An 18,031-nucleotide genomic window follows, 5' to 3' on the forward strand; every position below is an offset into this window, starting at 1 on the left:
TACCCCAAGGTCCGGAGACGGAGAACGACGACCGGCGCGGGTACGACGCCCAAAGGGGGGGTGCCATGACCGCACGGCCGCCGCCGTGCTGTGACTGCTACCCCCACCGCGGGCGTCGTACCCGACTGTCTCGCCCCCTGATCAGCACCGGCCCCCACCGGTGCTGCTCATCAGCGTAGGGCTGCGGGCCGGCAGCGGAAGGAAAATTGCAGAACTGGTTGGCCAGCGCGTTTATGGTGTGCCGCATGTTTCGTCTTGAGACAGAAGTCGACAGGACTCGACGCGATCTTCTTCGTTCGCGGCTCCTGGCCACCAACACCGAGGCGTCGCCGGTGCTGCGCGCCCTGCGCGGCACCCCCGCCGAACGCGAACACCCGCTGCACGTCTGGGCCTCGGACCAGGCGGGCGAGCTGGCCGGCGGCCTGGTGGGGCACACCTGGACGACCTGGCTGCACGTCACCTACCTGTGGGTCGACGCCCGCCACCGGGGCGCCGGCCTGGGCGCCAGCCTCCTCGCGCGGGCCGAGCGCGTCGCCCGCGACGAACGGGCCTGCGACCGCGTCCGCCTGGAGACCTGGGACTTCCAGGCCCCGGAGTTCTACCGGCGGCAGGGCTACGACGTGGCGTGCGTGATCGAGGACTACCCGCCGGGTCTCACGGAGTACACGCTGACGAAGCGGCTGGGCTGAGCCGCCTCGTCAGCTGCACGTGCTCCGAGACGCTCAGCTCACCCGGCGCGCGCCCGCCGCGGGCACCGCCTCGAACACCCGCGGGGCCTTGAATCCGGCCGCGGCGAAGGCGTTCTCGACCGCCTTGGTGATCGTCTCCACGTCGGACTCCTCGACCAGCACGATCGCCGAGCCGCCGAAGCCGCCGCCGGTCATGCGGGCGCCGAGGGCGCCGCCGGCGAGAGCCGTGTCGACGACGAGGTCCAGCTCGGTGCAGGAGACCCGGAAGTCGTCCCGCAGGGAGGCGTGGCCCTCGGTCAGGATCGGGCCGACGGCGCGGGTGTCGCCGCCCGCCTCCAGGAGGGAGACGACGCGCTCGACGCGCTGGTCCTCCGTCACCACGTGCCGGACCAGGCGGCGGACCTCCTCCTCGTCGCCGAGCCGGGCCAGGGCCGCGTCCAGGTCGCCGTAGGGGATGTCCCGCAGGGCGTCCACGCCGAGCAGCGCGGCGCCCTTCTCGCAGCCCGCGCGGCGCTTGCCGTACTCGCCGCCGCTGTGCGCGTGCGTGACCTGGGTGTCGACGACCAGCAGGCGCAGGCCCTCGGCGGCCAGGTCCAGCGGGATCTGCTTCTGGGACAGGTCGCGGGTGTCGAGGAACAGCGCGTGACCGGCCTCGCAGCACGCGGACGCCGTCTGGTCCATGATCCCGGTGGGCGCGCCGACGTAGACGTTCTCGGCGCGCTGGCACAGGCGGGCCAGCTGCCAGGGCTGGAGACCGAGCTCGAACAGGTCGCCCAGCGCGAGCGCCACGACGACCTCCAGGGCCGCCGAGGACGACAGGCCGCCGCCCGACGGGACCGTCGAGGCGAGGTGGACGTCGGCGCCGGTGACCTGGTGACCGGCCTCGCGCAGCGCCCACACGACGCCGGCCGGGTACGCCGTCCAGTTCCTGTCGGACTCGGGGGCCAGCTCGTCCAGCCGAAGCTCGGCGACGCCGGCGTCGAGGTCGGCCGAGTGCAGCCGCAGCACGCCGTCCGCGCGCCGTGACACGGCCGCGACGGCGGTGTGCGGCAGCGCGAAGGGCATCACGAAGCCGTCGTTGTAGTCGGTGTGCTCGCCGATGAGGTTGACGCGGCCGGGGGCCGCCCAGACGCCCTCGGGCTGCGCGCCGTAGAGCGCGGCGAACCCGTCGCGCACTTCCTGTGCCCCCATTTACCGCTCCCTTGCGATGTGCTGCGCGAACTCCCACGCGTCCGCGACGATACCCGCGAGATCCGCGCGGGACGGATTCCAGCCGAGCCGCTCGCGGGCGGTGGCGGCGGAGGCCACCAGGACCGCGGGGTCGCCGCCGCGGCGCGGGGCCGCGACCTCGGGGATCGGATGCCCGGTGACCTGGCGGACGGTCTCGACGACCTCGCGGACGGAGAAGCCGTTGCCGTTGCCGAGGTTGCAGATGAGGTGCTCGCCGGGCTGCGCGGCGGCGACGGCGAGGAGGTGCGCCTCGGCGAGGTCGGCGACGTGGATGTAGTCGCGGATGCAGGTGCCGTCCGGGGTCGGGTAGTCGTCGCCGAAGACGGAGACGGCCTCGCGGCGGCCCTGCGCGACCTGGAGGACGAGCGGGATCAGGTGCGACTCGGGGTCGTGCCGCTCGCCCTGCTCGCCGTACGCGCCGGCCACGTTGAAGTAGCGCAGCGAGACGGCGCCGAGCCCGTGGGCGGCGGCCTCGCCGGTGATCATGTGGTCGACGGCGAGCTTGGACGCGCCGTAGGGGTTGGTCGGCTGCGTGGGCGCGGTCTCGACGATCGGGACCTCCCGCGGCTCGCCGTAGGTCGCGGCGGTGGACGAGAAGACGAGCTTGCGCACGCCCGCCTCGCGCATGGCGCCGAGCAGCGCCATGGTGCCGCCGACGTTGTTGTCCCAGTACTTCTCCGGCTTGACGACGGACTCGCCGACCTGCGAGAACGCGGCGAAGTGAAGCACCGCGTCGAAGGAGGCGTCGAGGTGCTTGGCGGCGTCGCGGATGTCGCCCTCGATGAAGGCGGCGCCCGCGGGGACGCCCTCGCGGAAGCCGGTGGAGAGGTTGTCGAGGACGACGACCTCGTGCCCCGCCTCCAGCAGATGCTGGGCGACGACGCTGCCGACGTACCCGGCACCGCCGGTGACCAGGTACTTCCCGCTGCTGCCGGCGCTGCTGCCGCTGCTGCTGCTCATGAACTCGCTGCCTCTCGGAGTCGCTCGGCCGCGCGCTCCGGCGGCACGTCGTTGATGAACACGTTCATGCCCGATTCGGAGCCCGCGAGGAACTTCAGCTTGCCGGACGTACGGCGGATGGTGAAAAGCTCGAGGTGGAGCGCGAAGTCGTCCCGGTTGACGCCCTCGAACTCCTCCAGCCCGCCGAACGGCGCCTGGTGCCAGGCGGAGATGTACGGCGTCGGAGGCTCGCCCTCCCCGAAGATCCGGTCGAAGCGCCTCAAGAGTTCCAGATACACCTTGGGGAACTCTGTGCGCGCGTCCTCCTCGAGCCCGAGCAGGTCGGGGACCCGCTTCTTCGGATACAGGTGCACCTCGTAGGGCCAGTGCGCCGCGTACGGCACGAACGCGACCCAGTGCTCACTCTCCAGGACGACGCGCTCGTCGGCGAGTTCCCGCTCCAGGACGGCGTCGAAGAGGTTCTCCCCGCCGGTCGCTTCTTTGTGCGCCGCGACCGAACGCAGCATCAGCGCGGTGCGGGGCGTGGTGAACGGGTAGGCGTAGATCTGCCCGTGCGGGTGACCCAGCGTCACACCGATCTCGGCGCCGCGGTTCTCGAAGCAGAACACCTGTTCCACGGAGGGCAGATGCGACAGCTCGGACGTCCGGTCCGTCCACGCATCCAGGACGAGCCGTGCCTGCTCCTCGGTGAGGTCGGCGAAGGACGCGTTGTGGTCGGAGGTGAAGCAGACCACCTCGCAGCGCCCGGAGTCGCCGGCCAGCGAGGGGAAACGATTCTCGAACACGACGGCGTCGTACCAGGAGTCCGGGATCTCGCTGAGCCGGTCGCCCTGCGAGGGGCAGAGCGGGCACTCGTCGGCCGGCGGGTGGTAGATCCGCCCCTGCCGGTGCGAGGCGACGGCGACGGAATCGCCGAGGAGCGGGTCGCGCCGTACCTCCGAAGTGGTGACGGTGCGGTCCAGCGGGCGCTTGTCCACCGCGTCGCGCACGGAGTCGTCCCGCAGGTCGTAGTAGATCAGCTCACGACCGTCGGCGAGTCGGGTCGAGGTCTTCTTCACCGCGGAACTCCATCCGTGCACCAAGCGAAACGTCAAACAGAACCGAACACATAAAACCATAAACCCCCACGCGAGTCACCCTCACAACCGAACAAAGAACACCAAACGAAGTGAGCAGTGCATGCGAACCCCCACATACCTGGCGGCTGAGCTACGGCTGCCGACGAACTGGCTCGACTACACGATCCTCGGCATCTACTTCGTCGTGGTCCTGGGCATCGGCTTCGCCGCCCGCCGCTCGGTGAAGACCAGCCTCGACTTCTTCCTCTCCGGCCGCTCGCTGCCCGCCTGGATCACGGGCCTCGCGTTCATCTCGGCCAACCTCGCCGCCACCGAGATCCTCGGCATGGCGGCGAACAGCGCGCAGTACGGCGCGTACACCGTCCACTGGTACTGGATCGGCGCGATCCCGGCCATGGTGTTCCTGGGCCTGGTGATGATGCCGTTCTACTACGGCAGCAAGGTCCGCTCGGTGCCGGAGTTCCTGCTGCTGCGCTTCGACAAGGGAGCGCACCTGCTGAGCTCGGCCCTGTTCGCCTTCGCGGCGATCCTGATCGCGGGCGTGAACCTGTACGCGCTGGCGATCGTGGTCGAGGCGCTGCTCGGCTGGCCGCAGTGGGTGGCGATCGTCGTCGCCGGCGCCTTCGTGCTCGCCTACATCACCCTCGGCGGTCTCTCCTCGGCGATCTACAACGAGGTGCTCCAGTTCTTCGTGATCCTCGCGGCCCTCATCCCGCTGTCGGTGCTGGGCCTGAAGAGTGTCGGCGGCTGGGACGGTCTGACCGACTCCCTGACCGAGACCCACGGGGACGACTTCGTCTCCGCCTGGGGCGGCACGGGCATCGGCAGCGACAACCCGCTGGGCGCGAACTGGCTGACGATCGTGCTGGGCCTGGGCTTCGTCCTGTCCTTCGGCTACTGGACGACGAACTTCGCGGAGGTGCAGCGAGCCCTCTCGGCGAAGAACCTGTCGGCGGCCCAGCGCACCCCGCTCATCGCCGCCTACCCGAAGGTCTTCATGGTGTTCCTGGTCATGATCCCGGGCCTGGTGGCGGCGGTCCTGGTCCCGAACATCGGCACGGCGGACTCCGACCTCCAGTACAACGACGCGATCCCCTACCTGATGGAACAGCTCCTGCCGAACGGCGTGCTGGGCATCGCGGTGACGGGCCTGCTGGCGGCGTTCATGGCGGGCATGGCGGCGAACATCTCGTCGTTCAACACCGTGTTCACGACGGACATCTGGGCGAAGTACGTGGTGCGGGGGCGCGAGGACACGTACTACGTCGGCTTCGGCCGTCTGATCACGGCGATCGGGGTGGCGGCCTCGGTGGGAACGGCGTTCCTGGCCTCGTCCTTCTCGAACATCATGAGCTACCTGCAGACCCTGTTCAGCTTCTTCAACGTCCCGATGTTCGTGGTCTTCATCGTGGGGATGTTCTGGAAGCGGGCGTCGAGGAAATCGGGGTTCTGGGGCCTGCTGGCCGGCACGACGGCGGCGATGATCAACTACTTCGTCCTCTACAAGCAGGACATCATCGGCATCCCCACCGACCAGGGCGCGAACTTCGTGTCGGCGATCGCGGGGTTCGTGGCGGGCGCGGTGGTGATGTTCGCGGTGTCCCTCTTCACCGCCCCGAAGCGGGACGAGGAACTCCAGGGCCTGGTCTACGGCACCGTCTCCCCCGGCATGGCCGAGCCGCCCGCCGCGGGCGACGACGCGTGGTACCGCCGTCCGGCACTGCTGGGCTGGGGCGCGGTGATCCTCGCGGCGGTCTGCTACATCCCGTTCTCGTTCTGAGCCCGGTCGCGAATACCGCGGGAGACTGGAGAGACCATGTCCGAGCAATTCGAACCGTCTGAGCGCGCCGAGGCTGCCGAGCGGCTGCGGCGGGCGGGGTACTCCGAGGCGGACGTCCAGCGCGAGGTCACGGAGCTGGAGCAGAAGTCCGCGACGGCGGCCCGCATCTTCGACCTGCGCCGGATCATCGGCGGCCTGTTCGTCGTCTACGGCGTGATCGTCACGATCGCCGGGATCACGGACAGCGACGCGGAGATCGACAAGGCCCAGGGGATCAACATCAACCTGTGGACCGGCCTGGGCATGCTGGCCCTGGGCATCTTCTTCCTGGCCTGGCTGAAGCTACGGCCCACCGCGCCGGTCACCCCGACGCTGCCGCCGGAGGCGCTGGGCGGGGAGCCCCCGCAGGGCAAGTAGCGGCGCAGGCCGCGGCGTGAGCCGGCTCCGGGATCCGAGGCATCGGATCCCGGGGCGGGGGGGGGGTGGGGGGGCGGGCGGGCGGGGGGGCGTAGGGGTTTAGGGGGGGGGACGGGGGTAGGGGGCCGCGGGGGGGGGGGGGGGGGGAGCCCCCGCGGGGCACGTGGGGGCGCTGGCGGCGGGGTCCGCCGCCGCCGGCCCCCGATGCCTCGGATCCCGGAGCCGGCTCAGTTCGGCTACTCGTCCCGGCTGGCGACGTTCGCGTTGATGGCGTCGTCCCCGTTGTTGCAGATCTGCTGGGTCGCGTTCTGGTCCGACGAGAGGCCGAGCAGCGGGAGGTTCAGGTTCGGGATGTCGATGAGATCGAACGAGATGTTCTGGACGTGGTTGGCGCACTCCCGGGAGTCCCCGTCCGAGCCGTGGGGGGCGGCGGTGGCGAATCCGGCACCGGCCATGCCGAAGCTTGCGACCATGGCGGCGACGAGAGCGGCGTTGCGAAGCTTGCGCATTACATTCCCTTTTCGTCTGAGCGGCATGTTCCGTTACTGAACGAAACCGTACGATTACACACCGTATGTTGCGATCATCCGTCGCGCACCTTCGCCACGCGCTCGCCTACGCCACCGCCAGCTCGCACCACACGAGCTTGCCCCGGCGCCCCATCCGGGACAGCGGCTGCCAGTGCCAGAGATCCGAGCAGGCCCGCACCAGCCCCATGCCCCGGCCGCGTTCCGCGTCCGCGAGCTCCGCCAGCCCGCGGGGCGGGTCCGGCGGCTCGGGGTCCGCGTCCCACGCGCCGATCTGCAGGACGCCGTCCCGGAAGCGGAGGCGCAGGCAGGCGGGGCCCTTGGTGTGCAGGACGGCGTTGGACATCAGCTCCGAGGCGAGCAGCTCGGCGGTGTCGACGAGGTGGGCGAGGCCGTGCAGGGTGAGGATCAGACGGAGGGTGCGACGGCAGACGGTGACGGCGCGGGGGTCGGCGGGGATGTAGAGGGAGTACTCCCAGGGGGCGACTTCGGGCATGGGTCGGCTCCAAGCGGGTGGGTTATGGGGCGCGGTGGCATTGCCGCGGCCGTCATGGCAGGACGGGGCGGTGCGCTTCCGCAGCGTGCGCGGCGCGTCACCGACGGTATTTCCTAACATTAGGAAGACGCAAGCGGCTGGCCTATCCTGACCCTCGAACGAGGTACGTCCCCAGGGCAGTTGAGACAAGGAGGTGCGCAGCTTGCCGCCCAAGAGGCATCTCACGGCCCGCAGGGTGCGGCTGGGCGCTGAACTGCGCAAACTCCGCGAGGCAACGGGCATGAAGGCCCGGGAGGCCGCGGCCCTGCTCGGTGCCGACGCGGTCCAGATGAGCCAGATCGAGTCCGGCGTCGCGGGCGTCAGCGCGGAGCGCGTCCGCCGCCTGGCGGCCCACTACGCCTGCGCGGACGAGGCGTTGATCGAGGCTCTGATGGCGATGGCTACCGATCGGACACGCGGCTGGTGGGAGGAGTACCGGGGTGTCCTGCCACCTGTTTTCCTGGACACCGCAGAGGTCGAGCACCACGCGGAGTTCCTCCGGGAGATCGTGATCACGCACGTTCCCGGGCTACTGCAAACTGCCGACTACGCCCACGCCGTCTACGCCTACATGATGCCCGGCCTGCCCGAGAGCGAGCTGACACCTCGCGTCGAGCACCGGCTGCGACGACGGTCCGTGATCGAAGGCGACAACCCCACCCCATACGAGACGATCGTCCACGAGTTCGCCCTACGTATCCGGGTGGCGGACCGCAGGGCCTCGCACGCTCAACTCCTGCGCATCCTCGATCAGATCGAGCAAGGGCACGCTGCTGTGCGCGTCATCCCCGCCGATCAGGACGGTTTCGCAGGTGCCGGAGCCTCGATGATGTACACCGGCGGTCCCGTATCCCCGCTGGACACAGGTCTGCGCGACGCCCCCACCGGAACTGCGTTCATCGACGCGGAACCTCAACTGGCCCAGCTCCGAACACTCTTCCGTAGGGTGGAGAAGGCGACGTTGGCACCGGAAGCGTCGCGGGACTTCATCCACCGCCTGACGAAGGAACTGTGAGGCACCCATGGACCACACCCTGCACTGGCAGAAGTCCACCTTCTCAGACGGCGGAAACGGCAACACCTGCGTCGAACTCGCCGCCTCCGCCCAAGGAACGCATCTCCGTGAGAGCGACACCCCGGCCACCGCTCTCACCACCACCCCCGCCGCCCTCGCCCACCTCCTGGCAGGCATACGTCACGAAGACAGTTTGACCAGTTGGGCGTCCAGGACCGCAGTCGGGATCGACGGTGTGCCGCTGAGGTAGGCGACCGTGTTGCCCGAGCGGAGGATCACGGCCTTCGTCGGGGCTTTGCCGCCGGGTCCTTCCACCGTCGCGGCCAGCGCCATCGCCTGGTCCGTGCCCTCGGGGGCGAGTTCCGGGGCGACCTTGCCGGCCGTCCGCTCCTCGCCGTCCACGGTCGCGGTGAAACCGTCGCCGCACTCGTCGAGGGCGGTGGCGATCGCGTCCATCGCCGTCTGGGCCTCGTCGCCCTCGTATGCGGCCAGGATCACCGTGACCGTCGCGCCCTCGCCGGTCGCCTCGCGGACCGTCGTGGACGTCGGTTTGCCCACCGTCGCGCCGGACAGGGCATGGGCCAGTGGGGCGCAGGCGTTCCGGTCGACCCGCACCTTGCGGGAGCCGGCCGGTGTGGACACCGTGAAGCCGTCCACGCTGCCCATGCCCAGGGCCCCGGCCTTCGTCGTGGCCCCCGGCTGGGCGGTGGGTTTCAGCAATCCGTCAGTACTGCTGCCACCGCCGCCGCTCGCCACCTCGCACGCCGACAGCAGCGCGCACAGGACGGCTGCGGTGGCCGAGCCGAACGCGACCCTGCCGCTTGTGCCAACCCGTTTCACTTCCGTTCCCCCCGTCCCTCGCTCTCAGGGAGCGAGCAGTTCCGAGACTTTCCGCAGATCCGCCGGACCGAGTGCGCTCACCGACTCCGGGTTGCGCGGGCTGGACTCCGCGTCACACACCGTCACCCCGTCCTGGACGGACCAAGCGGCCGGCTCCCACTGGAGGTTCTCCGAGGCGATCAGCCCCGCGAGGTCGTCCACGTCCTCGTCGGCACCGGTGGCCCGCAGCGCCTCGGCGAGGGCCTCGAGGCCGTCGTCGGTCTCGGCCTCGGCGTCGCCCAGCATCGGGCTCAGCAGCACCAGGGTCGCGGCCCGGCGGGCGGGGTCCTGCACCCGCCCGGCCACGGCCAGGAGTTCCGGCCAGGAGATGCCCGGCCCCTCGTACTCCCCTTCGAGCGTGGCGATCCTTATGCAGTCCACTCCCGGACCGGGGACGAGGAGGTAGTCCACGCCCGCGTCGTCCTCGAAGTTCCGGTACACCACGGCCAGGTTCGCGCCGCCGCCGAGGTCGACGGTGAACGCCGGCCACGCCGTCGGGAGGTTCAGCAGGTCCTGCGCCTCCCGGACGACGGCCCGGTCCACTCCCCAGACCCGCGTGACGAGTTCCTCGTCCTCGACGGACTGGTTGAGGAAATGCGCGGCCCAGAATCCGGGGCGCTCCACGAGGGGCCACCCGTCGTACACCGCCCCGTCCACGTCTTCGGAGTCCGGGAAATACCTCGCATAACCACTGATGAGCATCGTCCAAAACTCCCTAGTACCGCCAGGTGCGCCAGAACATTCGGTGCGCAGTCTTGAAATCGTCGCCCCGGAATACCGGTCCGCCCAGCCTCATGCCCCAGTTCCGGACGAAGGGCAGGCACTCCTTGAAGCAGACGTTTCTCGAGGTGCCACCGTAGATGACCTCCTCGTTGTCGGCCAAGCCGCGGAATATGGTGGATTCGGCGTGGCCCTTGCCGCGCACCCATTCCTCGCCCGCTCCGAGAATGAACTTCGGCATCTTTCGGGGGCCGTTCACCGCAATGCGGTTGACGATGGCGCCGGTTTCGATATTGCGGACGCCGATCACGGAGACGGTACCACCGTTATATCCGGTGGCGGCCGTCCACTGGTCCTTCAGGGACTTGGCCCTCGCCTGGGCGTCGGACGCCTCCTGCTGATATCCACAGTTGTGGACGAGGAGCGATGCGGCCCCCGCGAGCACGTAGTACGTGTGCAGGTCGCTGACGGTGAGGTTGTGGACCGTGGCCCGCTGGGTGGTCCAGCGTTCGACCGCCGTGATCTGGACGTACGTGCCGGCGCTCGTGCGCAGCCACTCGCCCGGACTCAGGTCCTTGGCGTCGATCCACTCGCCCAGCTCCGGGACCCAGAACGGGTGTCCCTCGGTCGCCGTGACCTGGGCGCTCCGCTCGCCGTCGCCGAGCGCGACGCTCACCTTGACCAGGTGCTTGACGCCCTCGCCGACGATCTCGGCGGTGACCGTCTCCACGGCGGTCTCGCCGGTCTCCGGGTCGGTCGCCAGGACCTTGTCACCGTTCTCGACGTCCTCGATCGGCTTGGTGCCGCCACCGGCCATCAGGACGAGGGTGCCGGGGACGAAGCTGTTGGACTCCTCCTTCGAGCAGCTGCCGCCGCCCCCTGACGACTCCTCCTTGGCCGCCCTCGCCTGCCGCGGCTTCGGCTCCGACTTCTTCGCCGCCGCCTTTCGCGCCTTCTGGATCGCGTTGCCGGTCTTCTGCGCGGCCTTCTTGGCCTGCCGGGTCGCCGCTTCCTTGGCCTTCTTCTTCAACTGCGCCGCCAGCGCGGCGGCCTTCTTTTTCGCCGCGGCTGCCTTGCGGGCCAGTTCACGGGCCTTGCGGGCCAGCTCGATGATCTTGCGGGCCTTCTCCTTGGCCTTCATCAGCGCGTTGATCGCCTTCGCGATCCGGTACGCGGCCTTGGCGATCCCGAACGCCTTGTACGCCTTCGTCCAGGGGATGGCGTTGAGGAACAGCTCACCGCACGCCCAGACGTCGCCGCGGGAGAAGCAGCCCACCACGCTGTCCCAGCCGACGAACTCCTTGATCGCAGCCCAGCCGATCGAAAGGATCACGTCCGACACCGAGGTGTTCAGCGTCTTCTTCGCCGACGCCTCTTCCGATGCCGACGGGCCGCCGTACTCCGAGCTGCCGCCCTCCGACGCCAGACCCGAGGGGTCGGCGAAGGTGACCGGGTTGTTCTCGCAGTAGACGTAGCCGTTCATCTGGACCGGGTCGGCCAGGTCCAGGACCGGGTCGACGGAGAGGAAGCGGCCCGTCGACGGGTCGTACTCGCGGGCGCCCAGGTGGACCAGGCCGCTGCTCGCGTCGTCGTCGCCGCCGACGTAGCTCTGGTGCGAACGCCATGTCGTCGACTCGGACCGCTCCACGCCGAACGGGTCCGTCCTGGAGAACTTGACCTTGTTGCCCGACGTCAGCGCCACGTTGACGTACGACGTGCCGTTCTGGTCGGCGATCTGGGCGGAGAGTTCCGCCGTGCCCGTGCCCTGTGCGTGGCGCATCACCGTCGGCGCGCCGGGCTGGGAGTAGTAGCGCTCGGTGTAGGCGGGGCCCGCGGCCGCGTCGACCGAGATCGTCGACTCGCCGAGGTACAGGGTGCGTTCGGTCGCGGAGATCGCCATCAGGCGCTCGCCGTCACCGCCGTAGACGTACTTCGTCTCCTTGTCCGGCACCCAGGACTGGGCCGTCGTGCTGTTGCAGGTGTACAGCTGGAGGTCGGTGCTGTCGGCCGAGTTGGAGCTCGGGACGTCCAGGCACTTGCCCGACGAGACGTGCTTCAGGGTGCCGGTGGCCGTCGCCGTCCACTGCTGGCCCGCCGCGCCGGTGCAGTCGGCGATGACGACCAGCGTGCCGTTGGCCGTGCCGGCGTCCTTCGGGACCACGCACTTGCCCAGGATCTTCAGGGCGCCCGTCGACGGATCCGTGGCGGACGCCGAGTCGATGCGGAACTTCTGCGCCTTGGAGCCGTTGCAGGTGTACAGCTGGATCGGCGTGCCGGCCGTCGTCAACGCGCCTGCCAGGTCCAGGCACTTGTTCGCCAGGCCCTTCCACGCGCCGGAGCCGTTCTCGCCGAAGCCGGTGACCGTCTCGACCTGGCCGTCCCAGGTCCACGACAACGCCTGCTCGGAGCCGTCGTAGGTGCGCGTGAGCGTGTTGCCCGCGTCGTCGTACGTCAGCGCCGTCGCCTTCGTCACCTGCGCGCCGGAGTCCGCCTTGTAGGCGGAGGACATGCCGGTCAGGGTGTGCGGCTGGGTGCCGTCCGTCTTGCCGTAGGTGTAGTCGGTGGTGGCGTCCTTGGTGGTATCCAGGCCCGGGTCGTGTTCGACGAGCTTCTTGCGGTTGCCCAGCGCGTCGTACGTGTACGACTGCCAGTAGCCGCTGTTCGCCGCCGTGACGTTGGTCGTGCCGTCCGAGTACTTCGGGGCAGCCGTGGTCTTGCCGGTGGCCGTGCAGGACGTGGGAGCCGTCCACGCCTCGCTCAGCTGGCCCAGCGCGTCGTAGGCGAAGCACTGGCGGTCGGTCACCGAGTTCGAGGTGTCCGCGATCGAGGTGACGTTGCCGGCCGGGTCGTAGGCGTAGCTGCGGGCGTTGACGCGGTGGCCGGTGACGGCCGTGGTGTCGCTGGTCGACTCGCGGTCGACGATGCTCTGGGTCAGCTCGCCCGTCGCCTCGTCGAACAGGTTGGTCGTCCAGACGCGGTTGGGGTTCTCGCCGGTGGCCGTGCGCAGGACCTGGCCGTACGGGGAGTACGAGGTCTGCGCGGTGTACCAGGCAAGGCCCGAGGTGGAGACCGGCAGACCGTCCTCGTTGTAGCGGACGACCACCTTCTCGGCGGGCAGGGTGCCCACGGAGGGCAGATTGACCGCCTCCATCAGGCCCGACGCCGAGTACTCGTAGCTGTAGACGTACTCCTTCTGCAGGCCGTAGGCGAGCGCCACCGACTCGGGGATCGAGATCTTCTGGCCGGCCGGCTGGTAGTCGGTCGTGTAGCCGGTCACCGCGGTGGTGTAGGCGAGCCCGTCCGTGTAGCGGGTCTGCGAGGTCGGCAGGCCCGCGCCGCCGATCAGCGTGTCGTACGTGGTCTTCGCCAGCAGGGTGCCCGTGGCGGAGTCCGCGTGCTGCTCGATCGGGCGGGACAGTTCGTCGTAGACCGTGTAGACGGACGCGTTCTCGTCCGTGACCAGCTCGGGCCGGTCCAGGACGTCGTACCGGGTCGTGGTCGTGCCCGTGTCCGGGTCGACCGCCTCGATCTCACGGCCCCGCGCGTCGTACGTCCAGGTCCAGAGGTTGCCCTCCGAGTCCTTGGCCTCGACACGGTCGCCGCGCTGGTCGTACGTGTACGTCGTCGAGCGGTACGCGGCGCGCAGCGCGTCCGTGTACGTGTCCACACGGGTCGTGCGGCCCATGGTGTCCGACCAGGTGCGCTGGGCGGTGGCGCCCGTCGGGTTGATCACCGTCGAGTTGTCGAGGCCGTACTCGTAGCGGGTCGCCTTGGCCGGGACCTCCGTGCCGTTGAGGTACGGCGTCTCGGTGAGCGTGCGGCCCAGGCCGTCGTAGGCGTAGAGCGTGGCGTTGGGGACCTGGTAGTCCGAGTCCAGCTCGAACAGGACGGTGGAGGGGTCTTCCTTGTCGTAGTACGCGTTATTGGTCTGCTTGATGGTGGCGTTGGCGCTGTACAGGGTGTCCGTGATGAGGCGTCCGCCGCCGACCGCCGGTTCCTGCTTCTGGCGTTCGCGGCCGAGGCCGTCGTAGATGACGGTGGAGGCGGCGTAGTCGCCGTCGTCGGTGAGGGACTCGGTGGTGATCGAGACCGGCTGGCCGATCGTGGTGTCGTACGTGATCTTCGCCGACGGCGTCTCGGACGTGGCGCGGTTCGGGTTCCACACCTGGGTGGCGCGGCCGAGCGCGTCGTACGTGTAGGTGGTGACGCGGCCGTTGACGTCCTCGTCGGTCAGGGCCACCCCGCGACCGGGTTCCAGCGTGCTGGTCTCGCTCTGGTCCAGCACGTTGGTGGTCGTGACCTGGAAGACCTGCCCGGTGTTCGGCGTGTAGGTCGTGACGTCCTTGAGGTCCTCGCTGTTCGCGATCGCCAGCGCGTCCTTCGTGGACGTCGTCCGGCCGTAGTCGTCGTAGGTGACCTCGCCGTCCTTCACCCAGCCGCCGCCGGCGCCGGTGATCGCCCAGGTGGCGGTGGCGTTGCCGGTGGTCGGGGCGGCGTCGTAAGCCAGGCCGTCGTAGGCGACGCGGGAGCCGTCGATCCAGTCGGCGGCGGTGGCCGTCTCCGTGCAGGCGCCGGCCGTCACGAGGGTCTGCTTGGCCAGGCCGATGAGGTGCTTGGCCGTGTTGTGGACGTACGACATGACCGTGCAGGTGTCGTCGTCCGCGTTGTTCGCGGCGGTGTCGGAGGACCAGTCGTTGTACTCGGTGACCTGCGTGGGCAGGCCGTACGTGTCCTCGTACTCCGTCACCGTGCGCAGGACGCGCAGCTCCCGGTCGTCGTCGCCGTCGCCGGAGGAACGGGTGTAGGTGAGGGACTCGGGGGTGAGGATCCGCCAGGCCTTGAGGTCCGGGATGCCGCCGGAGCGGCTGCGGGCGGCCAGCTTCACGGCCTTCGGCTTGTCGACGGTCCTGGTCAGCCAGGTGTCCGCGGTGGCGGAGGCGTAGGTGAGGGACTCGGCGACGCGGCCGGCGAAGGGCTCCTCGTCCGTGGCGATCGTGACGCCCGCGGAGTCCTTGACCGTGACCGAGCGGGTGCCGCCGCCGGGCAGCGGATCGCCGTCCATGCCGCGGAAGTAGCGGGTCTCGGTCATGCCCTTCTGCGTGGACATGTACGCGGTGGAGCTGTCGTCGCCGGTGTAGGTGCGCACCCGGGCGAAGCCGCGCCACTGGTCGTAGGTGCGGGTCTTCTTCTTGGAGAACTCTGCCTGGTTCAGAGCCCAGGCCCCGTCACCGAGGTAGTCGTACGTCGTGGTGATCGGGTCGAGGCCGGTGAGCGCCGGGAGTTCCTGGACATTGGCGACGACGTACTTGTGGAACCAGTCGATCGTCTCCTTGTCCGGGTCCGGGTTCCAGTACGCCGGGAAGCACAGCCCGACGTTCTCGGCCGGTGCGGGGAACGCGCCGTCCACCTTGCAGGCGTCGGTCTTGTAGGTCACGACGGTCTCGCCGCCGTACTCGCTGACGACGCGGGCGATGCGCAGCCGGTCGAACGCCGGGTTCGGGTCGCTGGAGCTGCGCTTGACGCGGTTGGGCATCGAGACGCTGTTGGCGAGGAACGCCACCGGGTTGAGGGCGATGGCCTCGCCGTCGGTGCCGTAGCCGGTGCGGGTGATCGACTCCAGCCACAGGGCCGTGCCCTCGTCGGTGAGGTCGGCGGGCAGGGACTGCTGGAGGGTCCAGCTGTCCACCTTGGACAGCTCGGTGGAGCCCTGGGTGCGCTGCGTCCACGTCGTCACCTGCGCGAGGCGCTTGCGCGACCAGAAGGTGGGGACGGGGACGTAGCACTCCTTGCCGGAGGCGCAGTACAGGTCGGCCGGGGTGTCGTACCAGATGCGGTTCTTCGCGAAGTCGCCGGAGGCGAAGTTGTCGTTGTCGTCGCCCTCGACGGTGCAGGCGAGCTCGCCCTCCTTGAAGCAGCGCTCGTCGACGTCGAAGGTGACCTTGGAGATCGGGGTGGCGTACGGGTCGGCCGAGGTCAGGCCGTACTCGATGCGCTTGAGCCAGCCGCCGCGGTCGTAGGCGACCGGCGTCTTGTACTTGTTGTTCCTGGCGTAGTGGTTGGTCTCCTTCGCCCAGTACAGCGTCATCGCGTTGCCGTTGCCGTCGACGACGTAGTCGAGGTTCCAGCGCCAGGCCTGGTCGCAGAAGGAGCCGGCGAAGTCGCCCGACTTGTAGCAGGGCTCGCCGCTCTGGTTGCCGGCGACGGGCGCGGTGAAGACCGAGTTCGTGACCGGGTCGCCGCTCGCCCAGTCGGCGGCCAGCTTGTGCTTGCCGAAGTAGTACTGGGTGCCGTCGCGGGTGGTGACGCGCCAGTACTCGCCGTCGGCGTCGCCGTTGCCGAGGCTCGTGTTCTTGAGCAGTTCGACGCGGGAGCCGTCGCCGTTGGCGGTGACCCAGTCGTCGCCGAAGGGGTCGGTCTCGTCCGGCAGGACCAGCTCGGTCGTCGTCCCGCCGAGCGTGAGCGTGGCGTTGTACGAGCCGAAGCAGAGGTCGCTGGTCTTCTTGGTGTTGTTGCCGTTCGTCTGGTCGTCGCGGCAGGAGGTGTACGTCCGGGTGATGGAGCCCGCGTTGTACTCCCAGCCGTCGCCGATCCAGGAGGGCTGGTTGTTGGAGGCGGACGTCCGGCCGTCCACGCCTTGCGAGTTGTAGCCGAAGGACACCGACGGCGAGGGGCCGCCGGGGACGCTCGGGGCCTGGAGGGTGTACGAGTACGTGAAGCCGCCGGAGTTGCCGCCGGCGGACCAGGAACCGGCGCTGACCAGCGGCGTCGCGCCGAAGTCGCCCTTGGATCCGGAGCCGGAGTCGGTGGCGAGCAGGACGGAGGAGCCGGAGCCGTCGGCCGAGGCGGCGGTGGTCGCGGCGGCCAGGGTGGCCAGTCGTGCCTTCGGTTCCTCGCGGTAGACCGCGTCGGTGACCGTGCCCTCGCCCGAGGCCGCGGCGGTGGACGCGGCGGCGTCGCTGGTGCCGCCCGCCGCCAGGTCCTCCGTCGCGACGGTCGCCAGGACGCGGCGCTCGTAGACCGCCTTGCCGTCGGCGTCGGTGCCGGTCTGCGCGACCACGTTGTCGGTGGAGACCTCGGTCGGCTCCGAACAGCCCTCGGTGTCCGGGGTGGTCAGGAAGCACGCCGGGTACTGCACGAACGACAGCCGGTCGGCCCAGTTCGCGCCGTACAGCTCGGAGAAGTCGCTGTAGTCCAGGGCGATCACGGCGTCGCCGGTGGCCTCGGCGGGCGGGGTGACCGTGAGGGCGACGCCCTCGATGGCGGTGGTGGACAGCTCGTCCTGGCCGGCGAGGGTGACCGCCCACTCGCCCTCCAGGGCGGCGGCCTCGGCCGCGGTGGCCGTCTCCGGCGCACCCACCTCGACGGGGAGCGCCGTGCCGTCGGCCTGGGTGAGCGGGACCAGGTCGCCGGGGGCGAGGCCGGTGAGCTCCTCCGTGGCGGTGCCGCCCGCGGGGGCGGCGACCTGGCTCGGCTCGTACTCCGTGGGCTGTTCGGCCTCGGCCGTGGTCAGTTCGGCGAGCGCGCCGCCGTTCTCGCCGTCGGCCTGCTCGACGTCGGGGAGGTCGACCAGGTCGACCCCGCTGCGGTCGTCACCCGGCGGCAGCGCGTACGCGGCCGGCAGGACGCCCACCGCCAGCGCCACCACGAGCGAGCCGACGACGCCGACGCGCATCCGCGTCCGTCTGCGGCGCTCGGCTCGTGTGCTCACGAGCCTGTTCCTGCCGCTCCACGACAGAGATCCCCACACAGCGGCAGCCCCCGTGCACACAGTTCGGTCCATTGATGAGCACGAATGCTCGGGCACGTGTTCACGGAAAGTCAACAAGCCAAATATGGTGCGTGATTTAGCTCACAGGGCGAAATTCCATAGCCCGCCATAAAAGATATCCGGGCCGTTTATATGGCAAAGAACCGGCCAAAGCATGGTCAATCGGTCGCCAAGTATGCGTAAATTGCACTCGTTTGCCACTCGGCGTCCGAGACGCGAACTCGCTGATGAGACCCACTTGCTAGACGTACGGGCAGACCGGTTCGCTCCATGCCCCAGGTAACGGAACGGCAAAGGGCATCAAGCGGTGTGGCGCGATCCCGCCGCATCGGCCATGCTCTGTGCTCGCTTTCCCTGGCGACCGGAAACCGAAATTCGGACCCAGGGACCGCATAGGCATTTCACAGAATTCCGGGAGTCCCGGAATTTTAG

General features: G+C 69.6%; 13 protein-coding genes. 5 read left to right on the forward strand and 8 right to left on the reverse strand.

All coding sequences use genetic code 11. The annotated features are described in order from the left end of the window. The first annotated feature begins 233 nt into the window (after positions 1-233). Positions 234-689 (forward strand): GNAT family N-acetyltransferase, encoded by a 456-nt coding sequence (locus tag AB0J04_RS01095; RefSeq protein WP_363166356.1) that lies wholly within the window; start codon positions 234-236, stop codon positions 687-689. A gap of 33 nt (positions 690-722) precedes the next feature. Here the strand turns inward: AB0J04_RS01095 and galK are convergent, their stop codons facing one another. The 3 genes from galK to galT are packed head-to-tail and all read right to left on the reverse strand — an operon-like array spanning position 723 to position 3,937. Beyond that, complete coding sequence (galK, locus tag AB0J04_RS01100; RefSeq protein ID WP_363166249.1) at positions 723-1,880, reverse strand: galactokinase; 1,158 nt, start codon at positions 1,878-1,880, stop codon at positions 723-725. Then, positions 1,881-2,879 carry a UDP-glucose 4-epimerase GalE gene (galE, locus tag AB0J04_RS01105; protein ID WP_363166250.1) on the reverse strand — a complete coding sequence of 333 codons (999 nt, stop codon included), beginning with the start codon at positions 2,877-2,879 and terminating at the stop codon, positions 1,881-1,883. After that, positions 2,876-3,937: a galactose-1-phosphate uridylyltransferase gene (galT, locus tag AB0J04_RS01110; protein WP_363166251.1), complete on the reverse strand. Its 1,062-nt coding sequence runs from the start codon at positions 3,935-3,937 to the stop codon at positions 2,876-2,878. Before galT ends, galE begins: the two co-directional genes overlap by 4 nt. 121 nt (positions 3,938-4,058) lie before the next feature. Here galT and AB0J04_RS01115 point away from each other — a divergent pair, with 121 nt between their 5' ends. Both AB0J04_RS01115 and AB0J04_RS01120 read left to right on the forward strand, forming a co-directional pair. After that, positions 4,059-5,738 (forward strand): sodium:solute symporter family protein, encoded by a 1,680-nt coding sequence (locus tag AB0J04_RS01115; RefSeq protein ID WP_363166252.1) that lies wholly within the window; start codon positions 4,059-4,061, stop codon positions 5,736-5,738. Between the two features lie 36 nt (positions 5,739-5,774). Beyond that, a complete protein-coding gene (locus AB0J04_RS01120; RefSeq protein ID WP_363166253.1) occupies positions 5,775-6,155 on the forward strand; it encodes a hypothetical protein in 381 nt (126 codons plus the stop codon). Positions 6,156-6,391: 236 nt separating this feature from the next. Here the strand turns inward: AB0J04_RS01120 and AB0J04_RS01125 are convergent, their stop codons facing one another. Continuing rightward, positions 6,392-6,664, reverse strand: a complete 273-nt coding sequence (locus AB0J04_RS01125) for a hypothetical protein (RefSeq protein ID WP_363166254.1) — start codon at positions 6,662-6,664, stop codon at positions 6,392-6,394. A 106-nt stretch (positions 6,665-6,770) separates the two neighbouring features. Beyond that, complete coding sequence (locus AB0J04_RS01130) at positions 6,771-7,178, reverse strand: ATP-binding protein (RefSeq protein ID WP_363166255.1); 408 nt, start codon at positions 7,176-7,178, stop codon at positions 6,771-6,773. 202 nt (positions 7,179-7,380) lie between these two features. Between AB0J04_RS01130 and AB0J04_RS01135 the strand changes: the two genes are divergently transcribed. Next, a complete protein-coding gene (locus tag AB0J04_RS01135; RefSeq protein WP_363166256.1) occupies positions 7,381-8,232 on the forward strand; it encodes a helix-turn-helix transcriptional regulator in 852 nt (283 codons plus the stop codon). Positions 8,233-8,239: 7 nt separating this feature from the next. Continuing rightward, on the forward strand, positions 8,240-8,482 hold the full coding sequence (locus AB0J04_RS01140) for a DUF397 domain-containing protein (protein ID WP_363166257.1): 243 nt from the start codon (positions 8,240-8,242) through the stop codon (positions 8,480-8,482). On the opposite strand, the gene AB0J04_RS01145 is transcribed toward AB0J04_RS01140, so the two are convergent. Genes AB0J04_RS01145 through AB0J04_RS01155 form a run of 3 tightly spaced genes read right to left on the reverse strand, consistent with a single transcriptional unit; the run spans position 8,413 to position 17,539 of the window. Beyond that, entirely contained in the window at positions 8,413-9,072 is a 660-nt protein-coding gene (locus AB0J04_RS01145; RefSeq protein ID WP_363166258.1) for a hypothetical protein, read from the reverse strand. The genes AB0J04_RS01140 and AB0J04_RS01145 overlap by 70 nt on opposite strands. 24 nt (positions 9,073-9,096) lie before the next feature. Further along, on the reverse strand, positions 9,097-9,813 hold the full coding sequence (locus AB0J04_RS01150) for a hypothetical protein (RefSeq protein WP_363166259.1): 717 nt from the start codon (positions 9,811-9,813) through the stop codon (positions 9,097-9,099). A 13-nt stretch (positions 9,814-9,826) separates the two neighbouring features. After that, a complete protein-coding gene (locus AB0J04_RS01155) occupies positions 9,827-17,539 on the reverse strand; it encodes a ricin-type beta-trefoil lectin domain protein (RefSeq protein WP_363166260.1) in 7,713 nt (2,570 codons plus the stop codon). Between the last annotated feature and the right edge of the window lie 492 nt (positions 17,540-18,031).

Origin of the sequence: Streptomyces sp. NPDC050263 (assembly GCF_040655955.1) — a bacterium.
Classification (GTDB): domain Bacteria; phylum Actinomycetota; class Actinomycetes; order Streptomycetales; family Streptomycetaceae; genus Streptomyces.

Excerpts from the sequence above, each read along its gene's own strand:
- AB0J04_RS01095 (WP_363166356.1), top strand. The coding sequence starts at position 234 with ATGGTGTGCCGCATGTTTCGTCTTGAGACAGAAGTCGACAGGACTCGA.
- galK (WP_363166249.1), bottom strand. The coding sequence starts at position 1,880 with ATGGGGGCACAGGAAGTGCGCGACGGGTTCGCCGCGCTCTACGGCGCG.
- galE (WP_363166250.1), bottom strand. The coding sequence starts at position 2,879 with ATGAGCAGCAGCAGCGGCAGCAGCGCCGGCAGCAGCGGGAAGTACCTG.
- AB0J04_RS01115 (WP_363166252.1), top strand. The coding sequence starts at position 4,059 with ATGCGAACCCCCACATACCTGGCGGCTGAGCTACGGCTGCCGACGAAC.
- AB0J04_RS01120 (WP_363166253.1), top strand. The coding sequence starts at position 5,775 with ATGTCCGAGCAATTCGAACCGTCTGAGCGCGCCGAGGCTGCCGAGCGG.
- AB0J04_RS01125 (WP_363166254.1), bottom strand. The coding sequence starts at position 6,664 with ATGCGCAAGCTTCGCAACGCCGCTCTCGTCGCCGCCATGGTCGCAAGC.
- AB0J04_RS01130 (WP_363166255.1), bottom strand. The coding sequence starts at position 7,178 with ATGCCCGAAGTCGCCCCCTGGGAGTACTCCCTCTACATCCCCGCCGAC.
- AB0J04_RS01140 (WP_363166257.1), top strand. The coding sequence starts at position 8,240 with ATGGACCACACCCTGCACTGGCAGAAGTCCACCTTCTCAGACGGCGGA.
- AB0J04_RS01150 (WP_363166259.1), bottom strand. The coding sequence starts at position 9,813 with ATGCTCATCAGTGGTTATGCGAGGTATTTCCCGGACTCCGAAGACGTG.